The organism is Treponema sp., assembly GCF_024696245.1.
Taxonomy (GTDB): domain Bacteria; phylum Spirochaetota; class Spirochaetia; order Treponematales; family Treponemataceae; genus Treponema_D.
The window spans coordinates 1-2,857 of sequence record NZ_JAILGZ010000129.1 but is presented as its reverse complement, the minus strand read 5'-3'; the positions used below and the strand labels follow the sequence as shown (position 1 = coordinate 2,857).

Here is a 2,857-nt window from a genome sequence, read left to right as displayed (position 1 = left end):
GGGTAGGAGTTGCACCTACAATATCAGCCCTTCATTTTACAGAAGAACTGCCCGCTACTCGTTTGCGACCATCCGCAATAACGATGTATTAAATTTAACATATAATTAAGAATCATTAAAAGAACAAGATTTGTCTCATTTTTCTAATTCTGATAGTGTTTCAATACAATCTTCATTTCCTGTTTCTTCTGCAACCTTTTTTAAGCATTCAATTGCTGCATTTAATTTTCGGTGAATTCTGATTGCATCCGATTCTTGTTCAATATGACACTTTCCGTAATTCATTCCGTATCCCCAAACACCGTAAAAACCCCAACATCGATCCAATTGATTTAAGGCAGATAAGAGCTGTTTTTGAAGGTTCTTAAAATATTTATTCATGTGCTGATTTGCAGGGCTGACTCCAACAGCAAAATCATTACATTCATGTTCACAGTAAAGTTTATAATCATTTATTAAAACTCTGAATACTTCATTGTGAATGTCATTTTGAAAAAATGATTTATTTCTATTGTAGTTATGTAGGAACTTAATTCGTATTCGTAAAGTCTCCCTCATTTCTGCATACTTTTTTGAACTTAAATATAATCCGCTGCACCAGCAATTTACTTTACTGATTAAGTCAAGAGAAGAGTAATTCTTGTATTCAGTATAATGATTTTTAGACATATTCTTTAGTCAAAGCTTCCTAAGTTTAATCCTTCTGCCATTTTTGTAATTGTATCACGATGATCGTCTGAATTATCCCAGAAGCCCCACTTACTGGCATTCATTAATTTTAAAACTGCAGGTTTGAAAACTTTTTGGCAGCGGAAGTTTTCAATATGCTTTTTGGGCATAATAATTTCAATATACTTTGGACTTCCCCTGTGTTTACCTATAACGAAGATATTTTCATAGCCGTCACCCCAATGTCCTGGTGCACAATAAACTTTAGTGCCTGGAGAAAAATGTTTTGTTCCGAGTTTTACTTCATGATTTTCGCCGTATTCTCTTTCCTGAACAATATTTCCGACGAGGCACCACTTCCATTCTTGTTCTTGCGTATTATTTTCATTCATAACTTCATCTCAAAAAACGGGAAGAAGCAGATGCCATAAAGGCTGTACCTGCACAGTATGGCTACAAACCTGATTCCTCTTTTCTCCAGAATCAGGCGGGTGCTGCTTCTATCCCAAATGAACCAGGCACAGCAACTTTTTTCACACGGCATTCCTTGCGGAAGGGATAGAACAGAGGTTGTGTCTTACTCAGGCTCAATCAATTACACGTTAACATACATTTTTCTAAATTGCATTAAACTTAAAATTTAAAATCATTCAAGCCATAGCAATTCAAATTCCTCTCTCAATATCTCAAGTTTCTCTCCTTATTCCAAATATTCCTTAAATGCAAGTTTTATCAGTTTTTCCACAACCTCATCAGAAAAGTGTTCCTTAAGCGACTTTCTGATAAAATCCTCTGTGTCGTTGTGCATGATAAGCTGGCTTTTAATATTGTTTACAACCTTAAAAAGCTTCTTTTGTTGTTTGTTTATCTCTGGCACGGAGAAAAACGCATATTCTTTTTGAGTATCGAGAACATCGTAAACTTCATGATTCGGCGAATCTACAACGATGACTTTGTTCTCTCCTTGCTGCAAATAAATTTTATCGTAAATGCAAAGCTCTGTGTGGCCTACGACCTGCTTATTGTAATAGGCATCTTCAAGAAGGGAATCAGGTCGAATCCACAGACAGAATTGAGAAGGTTCATCTCCGCTTCCGCTAAAGCAGCCGTCCCAGTCAAGTTTTTCATCAAATGTAATCCACTTTGAAAAGTTTTGAATGTCGTATTCTTCAAGCCGCTTTTTAAAAACTGAGTTTAAGAGGCTGATGGAATATTCGTTTTCATCTTGAATTATTCTTAAGTTTTTAAGAATTTCCTGCATGTAATTTACAGCAGTTTTAGAGAAGCCTGCATGACTAAATAACCATCCGTCACATTCAAAAGCAAGTTCGAGAATATCTTTTGCACCAAGCAATAGTTCCCTGATTACAGTAATTTTTCCTTCACTATAAATTGAACCGCTCTGATGTCCAGAACAATTTTGTCCTTCGCGAGACCGCGACAAGTACGACCAGTCGTGATTTCCGATTAAAAGTTTTCTGTGTTCAGTATCTTCTCGAACAAAATCACATATGGCCTTAAAGTTTTCTCCCTGGTCCGGCCATTCGTTTTCCCATGAATCAAAATAATCACCATGAAAAACAATGAAATCATAGCTGTCTTTAGGAAGTGTCTTTACAACTTCCCATTCATGAGAACCGTGAACATCTGGAACTGAAAGTATCCTTGCCATAAGTATTCCTAAAAAAAGTTACCGATGGACGGAGCCCCCATCATCAGTCAATGATATTTTAGCTCAGCACGGTCTACCCTGGCATCCAATTCGCCAACATAGCCACCCACTCAAACGGTGAGACACGCAATAGCATGGCTTTCCTCGCCCTAAACATCATCCTGGCAGACTCCTTTCTGCTCTTGGTAACTTAATTACAATGTAACATAGGTCTTTCAAAAAAACATTAAACTTAAAATTTAAACTCTAAGTCTCTATTTACTTTTATCCTTTTTAATGCAAGAATTCTTTTTCCAGGTTTAAGTTCTATTGGCGAACCACAACCGTAAATATCCAAGACTGAATCTCCACGATTTTCAATCCAGAGATTTCTTTCCCCCGTACCAAGAGAATAAAATTCAAAACCGCCGTTATTTACATAATAGCGGATATCGATGTTCTGAGAACGCTCTTTATAATTATCATGGCTTCCTTCTATGAGGTATGTATCTGTATACGTTCCAATATGAGGATAAC

Annotated in this window: 4 protein-coding genes; all 4 read right to left on the bottom strand. The window is 36.6% G+C overall.

The annotated features are described in order from the left end of the window. Positions 1-135: 135 nt before the first annotated feature. Positions 136-669, bottom strand: coding sequence for a hypothetical protein (locus tag K6D58_RS09270; RefSeq protein WP_296830017.1), 534 nt, complete (start codon positions 667-669; stop codon positions 136-138). Between the two features lie 5 nt (positions 670-674). After that, positions 675-1,061: a hypothetical protein gene (locus K6D58_RS09265; RefSeq protein ID WP_296830015.1), complete on the bottom strand. Its 387-nt coding sequence runs from the start codon at positions 1,059-1,061 to the stop codon at positions 675-677. Between the two features lie 308 nt (positions 1,062-1,369). After that, positions 1,370-2,341: a metallophosphoesterase gene (locus tag K6D58_RS09260; RefSeq protein ID WP_296830013.1), complete on the bottom strand. Its 972-nt coding sequence runs from the start codon at positions 2,339-2,341 to the stop codon at positions 1,370-1,372. 232 nt (positions 2,342-2,573) lie between these two features. Further along, positions 2,574-2,857: hypothetical protein (locus K6D58_RS09255; RefSeq protein WP_296830011.1), on the bottom strand; the 284-nt coding region annotated here is incomplete at its 5' end.